The 16557-nt window shown below is 72.9% G+C and carries 17 protein-coding genes; 6 read left to right on the top strand and 11 right to left on the bottom strand.

Annotation, left to right across the window (positions count from 1 at the left end; genetic code table 11):
• The first annotated feature begins 5 nt into the window (after positions 1 to 5).
• Entirely contained in the window at positions 6 to 443 is a 438-nt protein-coding gene (locus tag AB0I28_RS09360) for a hypothetical protein (protein WP_357491320.1), read from the top strand.
• A 1-nt stretch (position 444) separates the two neighbouring features.
• On the opposite strand, the gene AB0I28_RS09355 is transcribed toward AB0I28_RS09360, so the two are convergent.
• From AB0I28_RS09355 to AB0I28_RS09335, 5 genes are all read right to left on the bottom strand, one after another.
• On the bottom strand, positions 445 to 966 hold the full coding sequence (locus AB0I28_RS09355) for a hypothetical protein (RefSeq protein ID WP_357491319.1): 522 nt from the start codon (positions 964 to 966) through the stop codon (positions 445 to 447).
• Between the two features lie 87 nt (positions 967 to 1053).
• A complete protein-coding gene (locus AB0I28_RS09350) occupies positions 1054 to 2223 on the bottom strand; it encodes an ABC transporter permease (protein WP_357491963.1) in 1170 nt (389 codons plus the stop codon).
• A gap of 44 nt (positions 2224 to 2267) precedes the next feature.
• On the bottom strand, positions 2268 to 2933 hold the full coding sequence (locus tag AB0I28_RS09345) for an ABC transporter ATP-binding protein (protein ID WP_357491317.1): 666 nt from the start codon (positions 2931 to 2933) through the stop codon (positions 2268 to 2270).
• Positions 2930 to 4003: a peptidoglycan-binding protein gene (locus tag AB0I28_RS09340; RefSeq protein WP_357491315.1), complete on the bottom strand. Its 1074-nt coding sequence runs from the start codon at positions 4001 to 4003 to the stop codon at positions 2930 to 2932. The genes AB0I28_RS09345 and AB0I28_RS09340 overlap by 4 nt, the downstream gene beginning before the upstream one ends.
• Positions 4003 to 4542 (bottom strand): hypothetical protein, encoded by a 540-nt coding sequence (locus AB0I28_RS09335; protein ID WP_357491314.1) that lies wholly within the window; start codon positions 4540 to 4542, stop codon positions 4003 to 4005. Before AB0I28_RS09335 ends, AB0I28_RS09340 begins: the two co-directional genes overlap by 1 nt.
• Before the next feature lie 128 nt (positions 4543 to 4670).
• Between AB0I28_RS09335 and AB0I28_RS09330 the strand changes: the two genes are divergently transcribed.
• On the top strand, positions 4671 to 5327 hold the full coding sequence (locus AB0I28_RS09330) for a response regulator transcription factor (protein ID WP_357491312.1): 657 nt from the start codon (positions 4671 to 4673) through the stop codon (positions 5325 to 5327).
• Positions 5324 to 6475, top strand: coding sequence for an ATP-binding protein (locus tag AB0I28_RS09325; protein WP_357491310.1), 1152 nt, complete (start codon positions 5324 to 5326; stop codon positions 6473 to 6475). The genes AB0I28_RS09330 and AB0I28_RS09325 overlap by 4 nt, the downstream gene beginning before the upstream one ends.
• A gap of 28 nt (positions 6476 to 6503) precedes the next feature.
• Here the strand turns inward: AB0I28_RS09325 and AB0I28_RS09320 are convergent, their stop codons facing one another.
• Positions 6504 to 6701 (bottom strand): hypothetical protein, encoded by a 198-nt coding sequence (locus AB0I28_RS09320; RefSeq protein ID WP_357491308.1) that lies wholly within the window; start codon positions 6699 to 6701, stop codon positions 6504 to 6506.
• 87 nt (positions 6702 to 6788) lie between these two features.
• Positions 6789 to 7439: a nitroreductase family protein gene (locus tag AB0I28_RS09315; protein ID WP_357491306.1), complete on the bottom strand. Its 651-nt coding sequence runs from the start codon at positions 7437 to 7439 to the stop codon at positions 6789 to 6791.
• Positions 7440 to 7527: 88 nt separating this feature from the next.
• On the opposite strand from AB0I28_RS09315, the gene AB0I28_RS09310 reads away from it, so the two are divergent.
• The gene (locus AB0I28_RS09310) at positions 7528 to 8232 is read left to right on the top strand and encodes a helix-turn-helix domain-containing protein (protein WP_357491305.1); all 705 of its coding nucleotides are present in this window, start codon (positions 7528 to 7530) and stop codon (positions 8230 to 8232) included.
• Here AB0I28_RS09310 and AB0I28_RS09305 read toward each other — a convergent pair.
• Positions 8226 to 9236, bottom strand: coding sequence for an SDR family oxidoreductase (locus AB0I28_RS09305; protein ID WP_357491303.1), 1011 nt, complete (start codon positions 9234 to 9236; stop codon positions 8226 to 8228). The two genes, AB0I28_RS09310 and AB0I28_RS09305, sit on opposite strands and share 7 nt — an antisense overlap.
• A gap of 92 nt (positions 9237 to 9328) precedes the next feature.
• Between AB0I28_RS09305 and AB0I28_RS09300 the strand changes: the two genes are divergently transcribed.
• Positions 9329 to 11953, top strand: coding sequence for a LuxR family transcriptional regulator (locus AB0I28_RS09300; RefSeq protein WP_357491301.1), 2625 nt, complete (start codon positions 9329 to 9331; stop codon positions 11951 to 11953).
• Between the two features lie 75 nt (positions 11954 to 12028).
• Complete coding sequence (locus AB0I28_RS09295) at positions 12029 to 12439, top strand: VOC family protein (RefSeq protein ID WP_357491299.1); 411 nt, start codon at positions 12029 to 12031, stop codon at positions 12437 to 12439.
• A gap of 56 nt (positions 12440 to 12495) precedes the next feature.
• Here AB0I28_RS09295 and AB0I28_RS09290 read toward each other — a convergent pair whose 3' ends face one another.
• The 3 genes from AB0I28_RS09290 to AB0I28_RS09280 form a co-directional block, all read right to left on the bottom strand.
• Positions 12496 to 14880 (bottom strand): excinuclease ABC subunit UvrA, encoded by a 2385-nt coding sequence (locus AB0I28_RS09290; protein ID WP_357491297.1) that lies wholly within the window; start codon positions 14878 to 14880, stop codon positions 12496 to 12498.
• A 133-nt stretch (positions 14881 to 15013) separates the two neighbouring features.
• Positions 15014 to 15370: a VOC family protein gene (locus AB0I28_RS09285; RefSeq protein WP_357491295.1), complete on the bottom strand. Its 357-nt coding sequence runs from the start codon at positions 15368 to 15370 to the stop codon at positions 15014 to 15016.
• A gap of 114 nt (positions 15371 to 15484) precedes the next feature.
• Positions 15485 to 16516 carry an NAD(P)-dependent alcohol dehydrogenase gene (locus AB0I28_RS09280; RefSeq protein ID WP_357491293.1) on the bottom strand — a complete coding sequence of 344 codons (1032 nt, stop codon included), beginning with the start codon at positions 16514 to 16516 and terminating at the stop codon, positions 15485 to 15487.
• Positions 16517 to 16557: the final 41 nt, after the last annotated feature.

Below are 16557 nucleotides of genomic sequence, written 5' to 3'. Positions count from 1 at the left end.
AAACGATGAGCGACGGGCATCAGGGCGTCGACTGGCCGGATGGCGGCGGCGATCCCTTCGACGGCCAGGCACCGGAGGCGGGCCGGTTCTACTGGGGCCACGAGCGTCCCTCCCGTGTCTTCCCCGACGACTACGACCCGCCGGGCGCGGATCTGCAACGTGCGATCCCCATGGGCTACACGAGCCTGTCGCTGCTGGAGCGCGTCGCACTGTACGACGCCGGGCGGGAGGTACGGGTGTGGCGGCCCGACGTCCGGCAGGGCCCCGATCTGCCATTGCAGCCGTTCCAGTTGCTACTGCCGCCCGGGGAGGACCGCCGCCACCAGCTCCTCGGCGCGAGCTGGCCGGTTCGCTTCGCCCTCCACGACGGGCGGGAACTGTCCGCGCGCACCGGCGGCCCGGTACTGGTCTGCCGGGCGCTGAGCCACCAGGGCTGGCACTGAGCTAACTCCCGGCGCTCAACCTCGCCGGATGCAGGCGGTGGGTGATGCGCCCGCAACCGGTCTGCCACACCGAGCCGTCGGCGCCCGCGCCCCTCATCCCGAGGACCGCCGCGCCCGACAGCCGGACCACCGCCGGGTCGCTCAGGGAGGCGAAACCGAAGCTGCGCAACGGATCCCAGCCGGTGCTGTGCCGCAGTCGGCGGCTCAGCCGGGCCCAGCCATGCGGGGCCCCGGCGACGACCCAGGCATCGGGAAGCGGTTCGGTGAGACGACGGGCCGCGCGCAGCCAGGACGCCGCCTCCTCGGGCCAGTCGACGACGGCGGTGACGTGCCGCCCGGCCGCCTCCCACTCCTCGACGAAGGCGCGTGCGGCGGCGCGGGAGGCGTCGTCACGGCCGTGGCCGACCGCGACGGTCTCGGCCTTGGAGCCGGTGACCAGCCTCAGCAGCGTCGCCAGTTCGGCCGGGGTGTGCGGTGACGGCGGGGCGCCCGCCGGCAGGCCGGGTGTGCGCGGGGAGGTCATGGACCAAGACTCGCGCGGTTGCGGCCCGCCGACCGGCGGTTTTCGGACGTCGTGCTGAGCCGGGGCCCGGCGGCGGAGCCCCGGCCGTCACCGGGCGGTCAGCGCCTCCGTCGGCGACAGGCGCGCCGCCCGGATCGCCGGGTAGAGCCCGGCCATCCCGCCGATCGCCAGCGTCGCGGCGACCCCGCCGGCCGTCGCCCAGACCGGCACGACCGAGGGCCAGCCCTGGCTCGTGGCGTACAGCGCCGTCACGGTGATCCCGAGCAAGACCCCGCCCAGCCCGCCGAGCGCCGACAGAAGCAGCGACTCGGCGAGGAACTGCAACCTGATCTGCCCGCGCGTGGCGCCCAGCGAGCGCCGCAGCCCGATCTCGGGCCGTCGTTCGAGCACCGAGATCACCATCGTGTTGGCCACCCCGACCCCGCCGACCAGCAGCGCCACTCCCCCGAGCCCCAGGAGGAGGGCGGTGAAGGCCTCGTTGGTGGCCTGCTTGGCGGCCAGTGCGTCGGAAGGGCGGGAAACCTCGACCTCGTTGGGGTTCGCGGGGTTCGCGGTGTAGGCCAAGACGTCCTGGACGGCCTCGACCTGCTCCTCCCGCGACCTGGTGTAGACCGTCGTCGGGTACCCGTCGAAGCCGAGGTACTCGGCCGCGGCGGTCCAGCCGATCAGCGCCGTCGAGTCCAGCTCCGGCACCAGCGGCACCGGGTCGAGGATCCCCGCGACGGTGAACCACAGCCCGCCGAGCCAGACCTGCGCGCCGGCCTTGGCGACGCCGATCCGTTGGGCCGCCTCGGATCCGAGGACGACCGCCGGGTACCGCTCGGTGGCGGCGTTGAGCCACCGGCCCTCGTCGACGGTCGCGCCGACCGTGTCCAGCAGTTCGAGGGTGGCGGCCTTGACGCTCATCCCGCCGGTCTGGCCCTCGGGGATCCGGTCGTTGCGGTAGACGGCGGCGTCGGCGACCTTCCCGACCGCCGCCACGTCGGTGACCGGCCCGATCCGGGCGATCATCTCCACCGACTCGGCGGGCAGGGTCGCCTCGCTGCCGAACATGGTGTCGCCCGGGGCCACGGTGAGCAGGTTGGTGCCCAGCGCGTCCAGCCGCCGGTCGAGTTCGGCGCGGCTCGACGAGGAGATCCCGACCACCGCGATCATCGCGGCGATGCCGATCGCGATGCCCAGCGCCGAGAGGAAGACCCGCAGCGGCCGCGTGCGCAGGCCCGCACTGCCGACCCGCAGGACGTCCGGCAAGCGCATCCGGGCCGGGGTCAGATCCGCAGCCGGGGCACGCGTGTCCCCGCTCACGCCGTCACCTCCCCGTCGCGCATCGAGACCTGGCGCGGCAGTCCCAGCGCGATGTCCCGGTCGTGGGTGATGACCAGAACGGTCGTCCCGGCCGCGTGCAGACCGCGCAGCAGCGCCATCACCGAGGCCCCCGACGCGGAGTCGAGGTTCCCGGTCGGCTCGTCGGCCAGCAGGAGCGGCGGCTCGCCGACCACCGCTCTGGCGATGGCGACGCGCTGCCGCTCACCGCCCGACAGCTCGTGCGGCAGGTGCGAGACGCGGTCGCCGAGGCCGACCCGCTCCAGTGCCGCCGTCGCGCGCCTGCGTCGCTCGCGCAGTGGCTCGCCGGAGTACAGCAGACCGTCGGCGACATTGTCGGTGGCCGACTGGCCCGGCGCGAGGTGGAAGGACTGGAACACGAAGCCGATCCGCTGCGCCCGCAGCGCCGAGACGCGCCGGTCGGTCAGGGAGGCCACGTCGTGGCCGTCGATGCGGACCGAGCCGGAGGTGGGCCGGTCGAGGGTGCCGATGAGGTTCAGCATCGTCGACTTCCCCGACCCCGAGGGCCCCACGATCGCGGCCATCTCGCCGTGCTCGATGGTCAGCGAGATGCCCCGGACGGCGCTGACCCCGCCCGGGTAGGTCCTGGTGACCCCGTCGAGCACGACCACCGGCCCGGTCATGACGGGATCCCGACGGTCATGCCCTCGGCCAGGCCCTCGCCGGTGACCTCGACGCGGCCGTCGGCGAACAGACCGGTCTCAACGGTGAGAATCCGCGTGGAGCCGCCTTCGACGACCTCGACGCCGTAGCCGCCCTCGGCGAGGGCCAGCAGGGCCGTCACCGGGACGGTCAGCACGTCCTCGCGCTGGGAGGCGGTGAACAGGACCTTCACCGAGGCGCTGTCGTAGTCGGCGAGCGCCTCGGCGTCGGCGACGGTGACGGTGACCTCGATCTTGGTCTCGGGGTCGGCGTCGCCCTCGCCGGGGACGATGACGGTATCGGTGCGGTCGACCTTCCCGGCGGTCTGCGCGCCGTCGGGGAGCTGGACGTCGACCTCGTCGCCGGCCTCGACGAGACCGGCGGCCTCGGCGTCGAGTTCCACGACGATGACCTTGTCCTTGCCGGTGTAGGTGAGCAGGGCCGTGCCCGGTCCGACGGCGTCGCCGACGCCCGCGTCGAGGGACTTGACCCGCACCGACCCGGGGGCGTAGACGACCCGGCCGAGTTCGAGGGAGCCGGTCTCGGGCAGGCCGAGGTCGGACTGCCAGGCGGCCGCGGCGGTCGCGGTGGAGTCGGAGTAGGTCTCGTCGACGGTGAAGCCGCCGTAGCCGAGTGCGGCGAGGTTCTCCTCGAACTGCTCCACGTCGGCGCCCTCGCTGCCGACGGCCAGCTCCCGGTAGGCGGGCAGCGAACCGTAGAGCAGGACGACGGGCTGGTCATCGATGCGGCAGACGGCCTTGCCGCGTTTTATGGTCGCGTCGCCCTTCGGCAGGCGCGTGAGGGTTCCGCTGAGGCGTGAGGTGTAGGTCTTGTCCTCGCCGTAGCCGAGTTCGCCGGTCTCGCCTCGCCGGTCGACGAGGGTCTGGCGGGTGACCTCGGCGGTCGCCGGGGGGAGGTCGGCGCCGTCGGCGGTCTCGTCGGCTCCGCCGAAGCCGAAGCCGTAGGTGGCCGCGGCGGTCGCGGCGACGGCGAGGACCACGGCCGCGATGAGGCCGGCCCGGCCGATGCGGCGTCTGCGTGCACCGGCCATCAGTCCGTCACCACTCCGCCGTTGACCGGGCCTTCCGGCCGGTACGCCGCGCAGGTCTCCTCGGCGGCCTTGAACTCCGGGCTCTCCGGGTCGAAGGCACCCTCATCGGCCTGGATGCCGCCGCCGTCGCCGGAGGGATCGGGGAACTCCTCGATGCCGTTGTCGCGCATGCACTGCGAAAACCGGCGGAGCTTCTCCAGGTCCTCGGGGTTCAGCGCCGGGGGCTCACCGCCGTGGGGCATGAACTCCTTGCACACCTCGGTGGCCGCCTTGGCCGCCTCAGGGTCGACGCCCTCGGGCAGGCGCATCCGGAAGCCGTCCTCGTCGGGGTCCGGGTCCGGTACGTCGATGCCCTGCTCACGCATGCACTCGGCGAAGCGCAGGGCGGCCTCCTCGTTGGTGAGCGCGGCGCTCGACGAGGGCTCCGCCCCGTCTCCGCCGGCACTGGCGATGCCGTCTCCTCCCTCACCGGACCCACAGGCACTGAGGCCGAGGCCGAGCGCGAGGAGCGCCGGCAGCAGCGTCGTTTTGATGCGCATCGTCTTGTCTTCCGTCTCCCGGCCGGACGTTCGCCGACCGTGCCGAGAAGTACAGACGAGCGGGCGTTGCGCGGTCGTGGACGGAAACGGAAACGCCCGCGCAACACCGAGCGGATCATGATGGACGGATGCGGATCCTGGTGGTCGAAGACGAACCCCTGCTCGCCGGGGCGGTCGCCGAGTGGCTGCGCGACGAGGCGCACGCGGTCGACATCGCGCTGGACGGCGGCTCGGCGCTGGAGCGCTTCGGCGTCAACGCCTACGACGTGGTCGTCCTCGACCGTGATCTGCCGGTCGTGCACGGCGACGAGGTGTGCCGCGAGATCGCCGCCGCCGACAGTGACGCGCGGGTGCTGATGCTCACCGCCGCGAGCGAGATCGACGACCGGGTCGCCGGCCTGGCGATCGGCGCCGACGACTACCTGCCGAAGCCCTTCGCGTTCCGTGAGCTGTCGGCGAGGGTGAACGCGCTGGGCAGACGCTCACGACCGGCGGTGGCGCCGCTGCTGGAGCGCTCGGGCATCCGCCTCGACCAGCATCAGCGGCAGGTGCACCGCGATGGGCGGTACGTGCCCTTGTCGCGCAAGGAGTTCGCCGTCCTCACCGAGTTGCTGCGGGCCGACGGCGCGGCGGTATCGGCCGAACAGCTGCTGGAGAAGGCGTGGGACGAGAACGCCGACCCCTTCACCACGGCCGTGCGGATAACGGTCCACAAGCTGCGTCGCAAACTCGGCGAGCCGCCGATCGTGCTGACCGAGCCGGGAGTGGGGTACCGGATCCGATGAGGGCTCCCCGATTCCCGTCGCTGACCCTGCGCGCGCGGCTGACATTCGTGTACGGCGGGCTGCTGCTGGTCGCCGGGATCGTCATCCTGGGCGTGACCTACGTGCTCATGGCGCAACAGCTGCCCGACGGCAGCCACGTCGTCGGCCCGGAGGGTGAAGGTGCTCCTATCCCGTCGCCGGGTACCCAGCGGATGCTGGCGAAGGTCGCCGACGACGCGCGGGAGAACTCGCTGCGGACGCTGGTCACGCGGGGTGGGAGCGCGCTGGTGATCGTCACCGCGGCCTCCGTCGCGCTCGGCTGGCTGATCGCCGGCCGCGTTCTCCAGCCACTGCAACGGATCACCGAGACGGCCCGCCGGATCGCCGACCCGCGCACCGGCGAGCGCGGCCTCCACGAACGCATCGCGCTGAAGGGCCCGCCCGACGAGATCCGGGAACTCGCCGACACCTTCGACGTGATGCTCGAACGCCTCGACCACTCCTTCGACTCCCAGCGCACCTTCATCGCCAATGCCTCCCACGAACTGCGCACACCGCTGACGCTGAACCGGGCGCTTCTGGAGGTGGCGGTGAGCAGACGCGAGGCGACACCCGATATCCGCCGTCTCGGGGACACCCTGCTGGAGATCAACGGGAGACACGAGCGGCTGATCGACGGGTTGCTGCTGCTGGCCCGTTCGGAGCGTGAGATCGGGGAGCGGTCGTACGTGGACCTCGCCGACATCGTCGAACACGTCAGCGCCTGGGTGCCGCACGGCGACGTGGTCGTGCGGGCGCATGCCGAGGAGGCGCCGGTGATGGGCAACCCGGTCCTGCTGGAGCGGATGGTGCAGAACCTGGTGGAGAACGCGGTGCGCTACAACCTTCCCGGGGGGTGGGTCCGGGTGGCGTGCGGTCTCGGCGCGGGAGGCGAGGTCGTGGTGGCGGTGGAGAACAGCGGGCCTCCGGTGGCACCGTACGACGTCCCGGCGATGTTCGAGCCCTTCCGCCGGCTGGAGCATGAGCGGACGGCGGCGGGCTCGCGGCCGGGTGCCGGTCTCGGCCTGTCGATCGTCCGCGCGATCGCCAGGGGCCACGGCGGGGCGGTGCGAGCCGAGCCCCGCGGGGAGGGCGGCCTGGTGGTCACGGTGGAGCTGCCGGGGGCGTGAACGCCGAAGCCCTCCGTCGGCGACCGCGCTACTTGCGCCCGAGCGCGGAGTGGCGAACGGCGCGCCGGTGACTCTCGCCGGAGAGGAGGTAGCGCGCCCAGATGACGCCGCCGACCATCAGGGTCAGGCCGACGATGCTGAGGTCGAAGGCGCCGACGTTCCAGTCGACCACGAAGGTAAAGATCGCGCCGAGCGCGACCGTCAGTACTGCTGCTGCCACATTCATGCATCGTCGATACCCGCTTCCGGGTCGCTTCAATCGGTGTGGACGCGCTGTCGGCGGCCGGTCCGTCCACAAAGGTTTCCCGGCGCGTCACTTCCAGCGGTCCCAGTGCAGGACCTGGTCGCGGGGAACGCGTTTGGCGGGTCGGAACTCCGTTCCCACCGTGAAAGCCAGGGGGATGAACGCCGCGAGCATGACCTCGCGGCCGGGTACTCCCAGCAACCGCGCCATCTCCCGTTCCAGCGGCCCCTGCCCGGTCGTCCACACCGTCCCGAGTCCCCGCTCGCGCGCGGCGAGCATGAAGCTCCACACCGCCGGGAGAATCGACCCCCAGGTCCCCGCCTGCTCGGTGATGTCGGCGCGGTCGGTGCGCCCCTCCACCGCCGGAATGACGATCGCGGGAACACGGTGGAGGTTCTCGTACAGGTGCGTGAAACCGTCCATGACCTTGTCCATCGACCGTGGATCGGCGTACATCCGCTCGATGTCGCGCTCGGTCAGGGGCGCGCCCTGCGCGATGGACGTGGCGCGCCGCCAGATCCCGGCGAGCGCCTTGATGCGGGCGCGGTCGGTGACGACGATGAAGTGCCAGCGCTGGCGGTTGCGTCCGGTGGGCGCCTGGGTGGCGAGGTCGACGCACTCCTCGATGAGGTGGCGCGGAACCGGCCGGTCGAAGTCCAGGCGCTTGCGCACGGCCCTGGTCGTCGACAGGACCTCCTCGGCCGAGAGATGAAGTCGCATCGTGATCCTTCCGTCGGGAAGCACCAGCGTCGTAGGACGTTGCACTGATCGGCAAGGAAGCGGTTTCACGAGGTGAAAGGCGTGGCGCATGTCCGTGGTGGCGAGGAGTCTTTCGGTGTTCGACGCGTTCGCGGACGGAGCGCCGTCCTTGCGGCTGACCGACATCGCAGGCCGCACCGGCCTGCCCGTGCCGACGACGTTGCGACTGGTCCGCGAGCTGGTGGCCTGGGGCGGTCTCGAACGCCAGGGCGACGGCTCCTACCGGGTCGGGACCCGGCTGTGGTCGCTGGGCACGCGTGCTCCGTGCCCTCGGCGGCTGCGGGACGCCGCGGCCGGGCCGCTGGCCGCGCTGCACGCCGAGACCGGCCACGCGTCGCACGCGGTCGTCGCCGACGGCGCCGGAGCCGTGGTCGTCGGTGAGCGCGGTGGACTGGTCGCCGACGGTTCGGTGCTGCCGTGGCACGCCAGCGCGGCCGGGCTGGTCCTGCTGGCGTACGCGAGGGAGGAGCTCCGCGCCGACGTCATGACGGCTTCCGTGCGCCTGACCGCGCACACCGTCGTGGCGCCCGGCCTGCTCGCGGCACGCCTCGCTCGGGTCCGGTCGGGAGAGGTCGCGGTGACCCGTGAGGAGTGGCGGCGAGGCCAGACCGAGGCGGCCGTCGCGATCCCGGGCCCGGACGGGCGGGCGGTGGGCGCGATCGGCCTCGCCGCCCGGACCACGATCGGCCGGGCGGCGGTCGCGGCGCTGCGCCGGGCGGCGACGGCCGCCGGGGAGGCCCTCGCTCGTCACTGACGCGCGGTCTTGCCGCCGTCGAGGACCAGCTGGTTGCCGGTCATGTAGGGCAGGTCGCCGGAGGCGAGCAGGAGCGCGCCGGCGGCGATCTCCTCGGGCGTGGCCATTCGCGCCAGGCCGGGGATGCTGGCCTTGCCGAAAGCGGTCGCCATGGTCTCCCACACCTCGTCGGGGAGGCCGTCGGCGCCGGCGAGGCGGCGGACGAAGTCGGTGTTGGTCGTGCCGGGGACCAGCGCGTTGACGCGGATGCCGTCGGCCGCGTAGTCGTGCGCGGCGGCCTGGACGAGGCCGATGAGGCCGCGTTTGGCCGAGGCGTAGGCCGAGCGGGTCTCGCTGGTGGCGATCGCGTTGGACGAGGAGGTCACCACGATGCTGCCGCCGCCGCGCTCGATCAGGTGGGGCACCTGGTACTTCATGGAGAGGAAGACTCCGCGCAGGTCGGTGCCGACCACGTCGTCCCACTCGGCGGCCGTCATCTCGTGGAGGCGCCGCTCGATGGAGATCCCTGCGTTGTTGAAGCACACGTCGAGGCCGCCGTGGACGGCGACGGTCTGCTCGACGAAGGCGCGCACGTCCTCCTCGACGCGCACGTCGGCGCGGATGTAGGTCGCCTCACCGCCGGCGTCGCGGATCTCGCGCTCGACCTCGCGGCCGAGCTCCTCGCGCCTGCCGCAGAAGGAGACGCGGGCGCCCTCGTCGGCGAAGAGCTTCGCGGCGGCCCGGCCGATCCCCGACGTGGCGCCGGTGATGAGCACGACCTTCCCTTCGAAGCGCCGGGCCGCCCCGGGCTCGACGACCGGTGGCGTCCCGGCGCCCTGCAGGGCCGCCGCCGCCCCGATCGCGCCGGCCGTCAGGCCCACTCCGGCGCCGACCGCGCCGGCCAGGACACGCCGTCGCGTGCGGCTGTGCGTCTTCTCCCCGGGCGGTGCGGCCTCCGGTGCCGGCGGACCGTCGACCGCTTCGCCGTCGAGTGCCTTGTCGTGCTTGTCATCGGTGTTCGTCATACCCCGAAGCCTGTCCGGGCCGGCACCGTCCGCCATCTGTCACGGTGACCGGTCTCAGCCGCCTCTCAGTGCCTCTCGCCTAGCTTCGGCGCATGGGTTACGGACGAGACCTCGAGCGGAACGCGCTCGCCGAGGTGGTCACGGCGACCAGGGGCGGACAAGGCGGGGTTCTCGTCGTCAGGGGCGAGGCGGGGATCGGCAAGACGACGCTGATCGACCGGGCGGTCGAGGACGTGCCGCGCGTGCTTCGCGTGCGCGGGGTCGAGTCGGAGGTGGAACTCGCCTTCAGCGGCCTGCACCGGCTCCTCACCCCACTGCGGTCCGAAGTGGACTCGCTGCCCCGCAACCGGGCCGAGGCCCTGCGGGCGGCCCTCGACGGAGACGGTCCGGCGACCGACCTGCGCGTGTGCGCGGCGGCGCACGAACTGCTCACGACGGCCGCCGAGCGCGAACCGCTGCTGATCGTCGCCGACGACGCCCAGCACCTCGACCGCGCGAGCCTGGCCGTCCTGCTGTTCTGCGCCCGGCGGCTGACCGGCACCTCGCTCGGGATCCTCATGGCCGTCCGCGATCCCGGCCGCCGGGCGGTCGACACCCACGACCTCCCCGAACTGCGCCTGACCGGTCTCGACCGGGACGAGGCCGCCGCCCTCATCGGTGACGTGGCGGACGCCGGCACCCTCGAACTGCTCCTCGACACCGCGCGCGGCAACCCGCTCGCCCTCACCCGCCTCGCCGCCGCCGATCCCTCGCGGCTGACCGCCGACGCACTGCTCACCGGCTCGGTCCCCGTCGACGACGTGCTGCGCAGAGTCTTCCGCGACCGCTTCGACGCCCTGCCCGAACCCGAGCGGCGCTCGCTGCTCGTCGCCGCCGCCGACGACACCGGCCGCGCCGAGATCATCGCGGCCGCCAGGGAACAGCTCGGCCTGCCCGAGGTCCCCGGCGAGTTCGAGCACCCGCTGGCCCGCTCGGTCGCCTACCACGCGGCCACCGGCCCCGACCGCCGCGCGGCGCACGCGGCCCTGGCAGCCGCGGTGTCCGAAGTGGACGAACACGTGCGGGCCCGCAGGCACCGCGCGCTGGCCACCGAGCGCCCCGACGAGAACCTCGCCGCCGCCCTCGAACGCGACGCCCGCGCCGACGGCGGACGCGGCAGCATGGCCGCGACCACCTCGGCGCTCCTGCACGCCGCCCGCCTGTCCACCCGCCCCGCCGACCGGGCCCGCCGGATCGCGCACGCCGCGCACACCGCCTGGAAGTCGGGCCACCCCACGCTCGCCCGCTCCCTGGTCGAGTCGGCCGAACGCGCCGGGGCCGGCGGCGTCGAGCTCATCCGGCTGCGCGGGCTCATCGACCTCCACAGCGGCCACCGCGCCACCGCTTACGCCGAACTCGTCCGGGGCGCGGCGAACCTGCGCCGCCACGGGCACCTCGACCAGGCCGCCGAGCTGTCCTTCATGGCCGTCGACGCCGCCCTCCACGCCGACATGCGCGACGAGGCCGTCGCCGCCGCCACCGGCGTCGCCGAGACCCATCCCGACCCCGCCTATCGCCGCTACGGACGCTGGCTCGCCACGGCCGCCACCGGCCGCTTCGACGCGAGCGCCGCCGACCCCTGGGCCGTCCACGACGCCGCGCCGGCCACCATCGCCCGCTCCGGCGCGCACCGCTGGATCTTCCCGCTGGCCATCGGCCGCGGCAGCTCCGACCCGCGCCGGGCCCGCGAGTTCGCCCTGACCGCCTGCGAACAGATGCGCGCCACCGGCATGCTCGCACTCTGCGCCACACCGACCCTCTGGCTCGCCGAACTCGAACACCGGCTCGGCATGTGGACCGAGGCCCTCGAACACGCCCGCGAAGGACTCGCGCTGGCCCGCGACTCCGGCCAGCCCGTCACCGAGGCGGACCTGCTGGCCCTCCTGGCGCTCCTGCACGCCGACCGGGGCGAGCTCGCCGAGGCCGAGCGCTGCGCGTCGCGGGCACTGGATCTCGCCCGCGCGCACGGCAACCGTCTCGCGGCGGCGCGGGCGACCTGGGCGTCGGGGCGGGCGGCGGCGTTGCGCGGCGACGCCGCCCGTCCCGTCGAACTGCTCGCCGCGATCGGTTCGGGCCGCGACGATCGCGGTCACCGCGCGGTGCGGGCGGAGTCGCTGCCCGACGCCGTCGAGGCGGCCGTCCGGTGCGGTTCGGCGCCCGCCCCCGAGCCGGGCGTCGACGGTCCGGAGTGGACCGTCGAGCTGGCCCTGGCGCTCTCGGGTTGCGAGCCCGAGCGGCGCTTCCTGCACGCACTGTCTCTTCTGGACGGTGCCGAGCGGCCGTACGAGCTGGCCCGCGCGGCGCTCGCCTACGGGCGGTGGCTGCGACGAGCCCGTCGCCCCCGTGACGCCCGTGAGCCGCTGCGGCGGGCGGCGAGGCTCTTCGACGAACTGGGCGCCGTCCCGTGGGCGACGAGCGCGCGCGACGAGCTGCGCGCCTGCGGCGACGCCGTTCCACGAGCGGCGACGGCCGCGGCCGGCCTCACCTCCCGGGAGCTGACGGTGGCGGCGCTGGCCGCGCGCGGGCTCAGCAACCGCGAGATCGGGGCCAGGCTGTTCCTCAGCCCGCGCACGGTCGGCTATCACCTGGCGAAGGTGTTCACGAAGGTCGGCGTCTCGGCGCGCGGCCAGCTGCGCGGGGTCGACCTGTCCTCGGCGGCGAAACTCCCGGCGACCTGAGGGGCGCGCGAGTCCGAGGCGCGCGGATCCGGAATCGAGAAGCCCCAGGGCCGTGCCCGCGGCTAGCGTGGTCGCATGGACGTCACCATTCAGTCGAGCTTTCTCCCGCACAACGACCCGGAGCGGTCCCTGGCGTTCTACCGCGACGTCCTCGGCTTCGAGGTCCGCGACGACGTCGGCTACCAGGGGATGCGCTGGATCAACGTCGGCCCCGTCGGGCAGCCCGGCATCTCCATCGTGCTGACCCCGGCGGTGACCGACCCGGGCATCACCGATGAGGAGAGCGGCACGATCGCCGCACTGATGGCCAAGGGCGTCTACGCCGGGGTCACCTTGGCCACCTCCGACCTCGACGAGGCCTTCGCGCGCGTCCGCGACGGCGGCGCCGAGGTCGTCCAGGAACCGGCCGAGCGGGCCGGCGGCATCCGCGACTGCGCGTTCCGGGACCCGGCGGGCAACCTGATCCGCATCCGCGAGCGGCGCTGAAGCGCTCGGCGGCACGGACCGTCCCGGCCCGTGCCGCCGCTCAGTCTCTCGGTCGCTCAGCCGCCGACGTAGGCCGCGAGGTGCTGCCCGGTGAGCGTGGAACCGTCGGCGACCAGATCCGCCGGCGTCCCCTCGAAGACGATCCGGCCCCCGTCGTGGCCGGCGCCCGGGCCGAGGTCGATGATCCAGTCGGCGTGCGCCATGACGGCCTGGTGGTGCTCGATGACGATGACGGACTTCCCCGCGTCGACCAGCCGGTCCAGCAGGCCGAGGAGCTGCTCGACGTCGGCGAGGTGCAGACCCGTCGTCGGCTCGTCGAGGATGTAGACGGCGCCCTTGTCGCCCATCTGGTTCGCCAGCTTGATCCGCTGGCGCTCACCGCCCGACAGCGTGGTGAGCGGTTGCCCGAGGCTGAGGTAGCCCAGGCCGACGTCGCGGAGCCGTTCGAGGATCTTGTGCGCGGCGGGCAGCTTGGCCGCGCCGTCGCCGAAGAACTCCTCGGCCTCGGCCACCGACATCGCCAGGACCTCGGCGATGTCGCGGCCGCCGAGCTTGTAGTCGAGGACCTCGGCGAGGAAGCGCTTGCCCTCGCAGACCTCGCAGGGCGTGGCGACACCGGCCATCACCGCCAGGTCGCTGTAGATCACCCCGGCGCCGTTGCAGTTGGGGCAGGCGCCCTCGGAGTTGGCGCTGAACAGCGCCGGTTTGACGCCGTTCTCCTTGGCGAAGGCCTTGCGGATCGGCTCCAGCAGCCCGGTGTAGGTCGCCGGATTGCTGCGCCGTGACCCGCGGATCGCGCCCTGGTCGATGGAGACGACGCCGTCGCGACCGGACACCGAGCCGCGGATCAGCGAGCTCTTGCCCGACCCGGCGACGCCGGTGATGACGGTGAGCACCCCCAGCGGGATGTCGACGTCGACGTCCTGGAGGTTGTGCGTGTCGGCTCCCCGGACTTCGAGGGCCTCGTCGGACTTGCGGACCTCGTCTTTGAGGACCGCCCGGTCGTCGAGGTGGCGGCCGGTGATGGTGTCGCTGGCGCGCAGCTCGTCGACGGTGCCTTCGAAGACGACCTCGCCGCCGCCGCTGCCGGCCTTGGGTCCGAGGTCGACGACGTGGTCGGCGATGGCGATGGCCTCCGGCTTGTGCTCGACGACGAGCACGGTGTTGCCCTTGTCGCGCAGGCGCAGCAGGAGGTCGTTCATCCGCTCGATGTCGTGCGGGTGGAGGCCGATCGTGGGTTCGTCGAAGACGTAGGTGACGTCGGTGAGCGACGAGCCGAGGTGGCGGATCATCTTGGTGCGCTGCGCCTCGCCGCCCGAGAGCGTGCCCGAGGCCCGGTCGAGGCTGAGGTAGCCCAGGCCGATCTCGACGAAGGAGTCGAGGGTCTCGCCGAGCGCTTCGAGCAGGGGCGCCACGGAGGGCTCCTTGAGCTTGCCGACCCACTCGGCGAGGTCGCTGATCTGCATCGCGCAGGCGTCGGCGATGCTGATCCCCTTGATCTTGGAGGAGCGGGCCTCGGCGCTCAGGCGCGTGCCCTCGCAGTCGGGGCAGGTGGTGAAGGTGACCGCCCGCTCCACGAAGGCGCGCAGGTGCGGCTGGAGCGAGTCGACGTCCTTGGCCAGGGTCGTCTTGCGGAGCTTGGTGATCACGCCCTCGTAGGTGAGGTTGATCCCGTCGACCTTGATCTTGGTGGGCTCCTTGTAGAGCAGGTCGTCGAGCTGCCGCTTGGTGAACTTCTTGACGGGCTTGTCGGGGTCGAAGAAGCCGGTGCCGCCGAAGATGCGCCCGTACCAGCCGTCCATGCTGTATCCGGGGACCTTCAGCGCGCCCTCGTTGAGGGACTTCTCCTCGTCGTAGATCTCGGTCAGGTCGATGTCGTTGACCGAGCCGCGGCCCTCGCAGCGCGGGCACATGCCGCCGATGATCTGGAAGCTGCGCCGCTCCTTGGTGGTGCGGCCGCCCTTTTCGAGCGTCACCGCGCCGGCGCCGCTGATCGAGGCGACATTGAAGGAGAAGGCCTGCGGTGACCCGATGTGGGGCTTGCCGAGCCGGCTGAAGACGATCCGCAGCATCGCGTTGGCGTCGGTGGCGGTGCCGACGGTCGAGCGCGGGTTGGCGCCCATGCGCTCCTGGTCGACGATGATCGCGGTGGTCAGGCCGTCGAGCACGTCGACGTCGGGGCGGGCCATGTTCGGCATGAAACCCTGCACGAAGGAGCTGTAGGTCTCGTTGATCAGCCGCTGCGACTCCGCGGCGATCGTGCCGAACACCAGCGAGCTCTTCCCCGAGCCGGAGACGCCGGTGAAGGCCGTCAGCCGCCGCTTGGGGATCTCGACGCTGACGTCCTTGAGGTTGTTGACCCGCGCGCCGTGCACGCGGATGAGGTCGTGACTGTCGGCGGCGTGCTGCTCGGGCGACCGCGCCTTCTTACTGGTGGCCATGCGTTCTTCGTCTCCATCCGTCGGGCGGGCCGCCGGCACGGTCTCCGCCGGCGTCGCCTCGCTCGATTCAACCAGCTTCGCGCGACGCGTCCGATCCCCTGCACCGGCGCGCTGTCCCCCCGATCGGCGGGCCTCAACTGTCCTGAAGGACTCCCAGGACGTTGCCATCGGGGTCGGTGAACGTGGCCACGAGCCGCCCGCCGCCGACGTCGCGCGGGGCGTCCTTGACGGTGCCGCCGGCGGCGGTCACCTCGGCGAGCTTCGCCTCGATGTCGGCGACCTGCCAGTAGGCGACCGGCCCGGCCATGCCCTGCTGGGCGCCGCCGGGGACGAGCCCGATGTGCTGCCCCTCGACCTCGTAGCCGACGTAGTAGGTGTCGTCGGCCATCGGCGCGGTGCCGAGCAGCGCGGTGTAGACCCGCTTGGCCTCGGCCAGGTCGGTGACGGGGTGCAGGATGGTCTTGACGCCCTGCGTTGACGAGTCGCTCATGATCGCTCCCGAAGTCGTTTCGCTACGTTGACCAGGCTATGTGCGCGCCGACGGCCGGCGCTTCTCGATTCCTGACCGGTTCAGGGCGGGTCCGGTGATCCCACCGGACACGCCCTAGGGGACCAGCACCGCACGCCCGGCGACCTTGCCGAGCTGGAGCAGTTCGAAGGTCTCCTTCGCCTCGGCGAGCGGATGGCGCTCGACCGTCACGGAGATGGCGCCGCGCTGGGCGAGGGCGAGGACGTCGTGCAGGTCGGCGCGCGTTCCGCCGTAAGGCTTGACGACCCCGGCGCCCCAGGGCAGGGCGGCCGGCGGACTTGTCGCGGTGAACGGCAGCGTGCCCTCGCCGAGCCCGACCACGACGATGCGGCCGTGCGGGGCGATGACCGAGGCGGCGAGGCCGAGGGTCGGTTGCGCGCCGACGAAGTCGAAGACCGCCTCGGCGCCGCGGCCGTGGGTGAGGTCGAGGATCCGGGCGGCGGCCCGCTCGTCGGACACGACGGTCTCGGCCGCGCCGAGCTCGGCGGCGTGGGCGAGCTTGGCCTTGTCGAGGTCGACGGCGATGACGCGCGCGCCGGTCGTGGCGGCCAGGATCTGCACGCCCATGTGGCCGAGGCCGCCGACACCGATGACGACGGCGGTGGACTTGGCGACGAGAGCCTCCCGGGCCATGTTCACCGCGTGGTACGGCGTGAGCCCGGCGTCGGTGAGAGGCGCGGCGTCGACCGGGTCGAGGTCGCCGAGGGGCACCAGGAAGCGTGCGAGCACGAGGACGTACTCGGCCATGCAGCCCTGGTAGCCCAGGCCCGGGCCCGGGACGATGCCCCGGCCGAAGGCCTCGCAGTAGTTCTCGAAACCGGCCGCGCAGGTGCGGCACTTCCCGCAGCCCCAGCACAGGTACGCCAGCGCGCCGGCCCCCTCGTCCCAGCCGGTCACACCGGTCCCGACGGCGGCGACGTGCCCGCTCACCTCGTGCCCGATGGTCATGGGCAGCGGCTGCCACGCGTCGGCGTGCAGGATGTGCAGGTCGGAGTGGCACACGCCGGCGCCGGCGACCTTGAGCAGGACCTCCCCCGGTCCGGGCTCGGGGACCTCGACGTCGACGAGTTCGGCGACACCGGGTTCCAGCAGCTGAAATGCCTTCATACCCCCGTCTTACCGGAAACGATCACCCGGCCGCACCCGAA

Source organism: Phytomonospora sp. NPDC050363 (assembly GCF_040655735.1).
Lineage (GTDB): Bacteria > Actinomycetota > Actinomycetes > Mycobacteriales > Micromonosporaceae > Phytomonospora.
Note: the sequence above shows the minus strand (reverse complement) of the source record. Positions and strands in the feature narration are given on the sequence as shown.

Coding starts and splice junctions, on each gene's coding strand:
- AB0I28_RS09360 (WP_357491320.1), top strand. CDS start 6: ATGAGCGACGGGCATCAGGGCGTCGACTGGCCGGATGGCGGCGGCGAT.
- AB0I28_RS09300 (WP_357491301.1), top strand. CDS start 9,329: ATGGGTTACGGACGAGACCTCGAGCGGAACGCGCTCGCCGAGGTGGTC.
- AB0I28_RS09280 (WP_357491293.1), bottom strand. CDS start 16,516: ATGAAGGCATTTCAGCTGCTGGAACCCGGTGTCGCCGAACTCGTCGAC.
- AB0I28_RS09320 (WP_357491308.1), bottom strand. CDS start 6,701: ATGAATGTGGCAGCAGCAGTACTGACGGTCGCGCTCGGCGCGATCTTT.
- AB0I28_RS09305 (WP_357491303.1), bottom strand. CDS start 9,236: ATGACGAACACCGATGACAAGCACGACAAGGCACTCGACGGCGAAGCG.
- AB0I28_RS09330 (WP_357491312.1), top strand. CDS start 4,671: ATGCGGATCCTGGTGGTCGAAGACGAACCCCTGCTCGCCGGGGCGGTC.
- AB0I28_RS09315 (WP_357491306.1), bottom strand. CDS start 7,439: ATGCGACTTCATCTCTCGGCCGAGGAGGTCCTGTCGACGACCAGGGCC.
- AB0I28_RS09295 (WP_357491299.1), top strand. CDS start 12,029: ATGGACGTCACCATTCAGTCGAGCTTTCTCCCGCACAACGACCCGGAG.
- AB0I28_RS09290 (WP_357491297.1), bottom strand. CDS start 14,880: ATGGCCACCAGTAAGAAGGCGCGGTCGCCCGAGCAGCACGCCGCCGAC.
- AB0I28_RS09285 (WP_357491295.1), bottom strand. CDS start 15,370: ATGAGCGACTCGTCAACGCAGGGCGTCAAGACCATCCTGCACCCCGTC.
- AB0I28_RS09340 (WP_357491315.1), bottom strand. CDS start 4,003: ATGGCCGGTGCACGCAGACGCCGCATCGGCCGGGCCGGCCTCATCGCG.
- AB0I28_RS09335 (WP_357491314.1), bottom strand. CDS start 4,542: ATGCGCATCAAAACGACGCTGCTGCCGGCGCTCCTCGCGCTCGGCCTC.
- AB0I28_RS09345 (WP_357491317.1), bottom strand. CDS start 2,933: ATGACCGGGCCGGTGGTCGTGCTCGACGGGGTCACCAGGACCTACCCG.
- AB0I28_RS09325 (WP_357491310.1), top strand. CDS start 5,324: ATGAGGGCTCCCCGATTCCCGTCGCTGACCCTGCGCGCGCGGCTGACA.
- AB0I28_RS09310 (WP_357491305.1), top strand. CDS start 7,528: ATGTCCGTGGTGGCGAGGAGTCTTTCGGTGTTCGACGCGTTCGCGGAC.
- AB0I28_RS09350 (WP_357491963.1), bottom strand. CDS start 2,223: ATGCGCTTGCCGGACGTCCTGCGGGTCGGCAGTGCGGGCCTGCGCACG.
- AB0I28_RS09355 (WP_357491319.1), bottom strand. CDS start 966: ATGACCTCCCCGCGCACACCCGGCCTGCCGGCGGGCGCCCCGCCGTCA.